General features: G+C 65.6%; 4 protein-coding genes and 1 pseudogene. 3 read left to right on the top strand and 2 right to left on the bottom strand.

Annotation, left to right across the window (positions count from 1 at the left end; translation table 11 throughout):
* Positions 1-124 (bottom strand): annotated as a pseudogene (locus QZT63_RS16505) (ATP-binding protein); the annotation flags it as partial.
* Between the two features lie 14 nt (positions 125-138).
* Here QZT63_RS16505 and QZT63_RS16500 point away from each other — a divergent pair.
* The 3 genes from QZT63_RS16500 (at position 139) to QZT63_RS16490 (ending at position 3185) form a co-directional block, all read left to right on the top strand.
* The gene (locus QZT63_RS16500; RefSeq protein ID WP_366637404.1) at positions 139-507 is read left to right on the top strand and encodes an SDR family NAD(P)-dependent oxidoreductase; all 369 of its coding nucleotides are present in this window, start codon (positions 139-141) and stop codon (positions 505-507) included.
* Positions 508-624: 117 nt separating this feature from the next.
* The gene (locus tag QZT63_RS16495; protein WP_290652603.1) at positions 625-1053 is read left to right on the top strand and encodes a DUF4440 domain-containing protein; all 429 of its coding nucleotides are present in this window, start codon (positions 625-627) and stop codon (positions 1051-1053) included.
* Positions 1054-1547: 494 nt separating this feature from the next.
* Positions 1548-3185 (top strand): tetratricopeptide repeat protein, encoded by a 1638-nt coding sequence (locus QZT63_RS16490; RefSeq protein WP_290652601.1) that lies wholly within the window; start codon positions 1548-1550, stop codon positions 3183-3185.
* Between the two features lie 220 nt (positions 3186-3405).
* Here the strand turns inward: QZT63_RS16490 and QZT63_RS16485 are convergent.
* Positions 3406-3597: MipA/OmpV family protein (locus tag QZT63_RS16485; protein WP_290652599.1), on the bottom strand; the 192-nt coding region annotated here is incomplete at its 5' end.

Here is a 3597-nt window from a genome sequence, read left to right as displayed (position 1 = left end):
TGCGATAGGCGTTGTGGACCAGGCGATCGAGGATGGCGTCGGCGAGCGTGGGGTCGCCGATACGCTCGTGCCAGTGTTCGACCGGGAGCTGGCTGGTGACGAGGGTGGAGCGGCTGGCGTGTTGGCTGCTTCGCCGGTCTGTTGGTCGCGCAGGCCGCAGGGCGGCGCATGTTGGATAAGGCGCAGGGCACGATACTGTTCACCGGTGCCACGGCCGCGTTACGCGGTGGCGCCGGCTTCGCCAATCTGGCCTCGCCCAAGTTCGCTCTTCGCGCTCTTGCTCAGAGCCTGGCGCGTGAAATGGCACCCCGGGGCATCCATGTCTCCCATGTGGTCATTGATGGCCAGATTCGCTCTGCGCGGCACGAGGACCTGCTCGAGGAACGCGGTCCGGATTCGCTGCTGGAGCCGGGCGAGATCGCGGCGACCTATATGGCACTCCACCGCCAGCAGCGTAGCGCCTGGACTTTCGAGCTGGACCTTCGGCCCTGGGTCGAGAAGTTCTGATGACTCGCGACAGCCTAGCGGTGCCGCAGAACAGCGGGCCCAGCGGCTCGCTGTCGGCGTTCCACGGTGGGTTCCCGGCGCGCAGACAAAAGCTGGAGACGAGAGCAGGCGCGGATCATGGGCGGACAATTTCCAATTGCAGCGGCGCACCGCGAGGTCGAGGCGTTACACGCCTTTTTCCAGTCGTGGTTCCGCGGTGATGCATCCAGCGAGGCGTTCCAGCGGCTCGAACAGGCCCTGGCGGACGGTTTTGTCATCGTCACACCAGATGCCCGCATCCTCGAGCGCCGCGCCATCATTGACGGTGTGTGCAGCCAGTACGCGACGGATCCGCACGCGCAGCTGGAGATCCGGCGGATATCACCTCGAACGGTTCGCGGCCCGATCGCTATCGTGACCTATGAGGAGTGGCAGGCCCGTCAGGGCGGCCCGATGCGTGGCCGCCTGAGCACGGTCGTGTTGCAGGCCGACACGGAAGGACCCAACGGTCTGCGGTGGCTTCATGTCCACGAGACTTGGCTGCCCGAATGCGCCGAGAACCCTTGATGGCACGGTTCCATCTCACGTGTCGCGATAATCCCGCCCGTGAACGGGAAGCACGCGTTTACCGGGACGACCTCAGGGCGTTCACCCCTTGCTTGCTGATAATGACCGGGATCCGGAGTCCGGCGGGCTGCGTTGGGCGCGGCTGCGTATGCTGACGCCTGTACACTCGCCGCGCCAGCCGCGGCTCCGGGAAGGACCAGAGCAGCAGCACCAGAGAGACGACGAAGCCCAGCATGGCCCATCAGCACCACCGCCTTGCTGCGGACGATGATCTACACGAGCAACGCCGTCAGCAGTGCCACCAGAGCGGCGCTGAGGAAAAGCCCGCCCAGTGCCGCCAGGCCGACGGCGCTGGCCGGTCGCCAGCCATCGCCTGTCCCGCCACGCCGCCGCCATCCCGTTCAACGCAAGCAACACTCAAACGCGAGAGGGCGGCTGTCGGAGGAGAGGGCGGCTTATGCCGCCTATACTTTTGGCATCACAGGAGGCGCGATATGGGCTACTACGATCTTGGAGTGCATACTCGGCAAATCACCACCGCCTCAGACGAGGCGCAATGCTGGTTCGATCGCGGGCGAGTCTGGCTCTACGGCTTCAACCACGAGGCGGCCATCGACTGCTTCCGCAGGGCGCTCGAAGCCGATCCTGACTGCGCGTTGGCGCACTGGGGCATCGTCCATGCGGCCGGACCGAACTACAATCGGCAGTGGGAAACCTTCGAACCGGAAGAGAAGAGCGAGGCGATGGCACTCGCGCGCCCGGCAGCGAGGGCGGCTGCCTCACTGGCCGAACAGGTCTCTCCCGTGGAGCGCGCGCTGATCCAGGCCGTGCAGCACCGGGCGCCAGAGGAGATGGTGGAGGAGTTCGGCCCCTGTCTCGACGGCTATGCCGACGCCATGCGCGATGCCCATCGCGCACACGGAGACGATCTCGATGTCGCTGCGCTCTTCGCCGAGGCCCTGCTGAACCGCACGCCCTGGCAGCTCTGGGATCTGCCCACCGGCGAGCCCGCGCAAGGCGCGGACACGCTCGAGGCGAAGGAGGTGCTCGAGCGGGCCTTCCGCGAGCTCGAGGGTGCCTGGGACCACCCGGGACTGCTGCACATGTACATCCACTTGATGGAGATGTCGCCGCATCCCGAGCTTGCGCTGCGCCATGGCGACCGGCTCAGCGCCCTGGTACCGGATGCGGGCCACCTGATCCACATGGCGACCCATATTGACGTGCTCTGCGGGGACTATCACAACGTGGTCGCCCGCAACGAATTCGCAATCGAGGCGGACCGCCGATTCCTCGACCGGGAGGGAGGGGACAACTTCTACACCGTTTATCGTTGCCACAACTACCACTTCAAGATCTACGGCGCGATGTTCCTTGCTCAGCCGACCCCGGCGCTGGAAACGGCGGACGAGTTGGTCGCGACCCTGCCGGAGTCGTTGCTGCACCAGATGCCTGACTGGTTCGAGGCATTCGTGCCCATGAAGCAGCATGTATTGATTCGCTTCGGGATGTGGGAGGCCATTGTGGCGCAGCCGCTGCCGGAGGATGCCGCGCTCTATGCCACTACCTTGGCGATGATGCGTTATGCGCGGACGGTGGCACTTGCCAATACCGGTAACATCACCGAGGCCGAAGCAGAGCGGGACAGGTTCTTCGCCGCCCAGAAAGCGGTGCCCGCAAGCCGCATGCTGTTCAACAACACGGCCGAGGACATCCTGAAAGTGGCCGAACAGATGATGCTCGGTGAACTCGAGTACCACAAGGGCAACCACGACACCGCCTTCGCGCATCTGTACAAGGCCGTCGAACTGGATGACACCCTGCCGTACGACGAGCCGTGGGCCTGGATGCAGCCGACGCGGCACGCGCTCGGGGCGCTTTTGCTGGACCAGGGGCGCCTGGAGGAGGCGGAAGCGGTCTACCGCGCCGACCTCGGCCTGGATGACACGCTCAGCCGCGCTTGTCAGCACCCCCAGAATGTCTGGAGCCTGCACGGGCTGTATGAGTGCCTCGACCGGCGCGGCGAGACGGTGGAGGTGGTGCACATCAAGCGCCAACTTGACCGGGCAGCGGCCCGGGCCGGGGTGCCGGTGCGGGCCTCTTGCTACTGCCGCCGCAGGGCGGCGGCATGAACGACCCCGCCGCCGGCAGGCCTTCGATATCCAGGGACATGCATGGCCGCTGGATAACGGGCAACGAACGCAGTCGCCAGATAGCCAGGGCAGGAAGCTCCCGTCGATGGTATGGAGCCTATAGTCAATTGAATCAACTAAGACAGGTGACACTAACCACCCGCTGCCACCGTTTGGCGCAGCCGGGCTATCTCGGTGGGGACATCGTTGCGCATCGCCATCACAAGCGCCAGCTTACACCCACGATGCCAGACCAGCGGCCACCGCCCTCGACGATGGGACTGTCCCGCAGGTTGCCGTCGAAGAACTCTCGCCGCACCTGAACGATGACGCCCATGCGCTCGCGCCCCACGTAGCGCAGCCCCAGCCCGACCGTGCGATTGAACGACGCCCCCGGCGAATAGGCGGGGCG

The sequence above is a fragment of the Aquisalimonas sp. genome, from assembly GCF_007120195.1.
Taxonomy (GTDB): domain Bacteria; phylum Pseudomonadota; class Gammaproteobacteria; order Nitrococcales; family Aquisalimonadaceae; genus Aquisalimonas.
Note: the sequence above shows the minus strand (reverse complement) of the source record. Positions and strands in the feature narration are given on the sequence as shown.

Bases quoted from the DNA above. Each gene is read 5' to 3' on its own strand.
- QZT63_RS16495 (WP_290652603.1), top strand. From the start codon at position 625: ATGGGCGGACAATTTCCAATTGCAGCGGCGCACCGCGAGGTCGAGGCG.
- QZT63_RS16490 (WP_290652601.1), top strand. From the start codon at position 1,548: ATGGGCTACTACGATCTTGGAGTGCATACTCGGCAAATCACCACCGCC.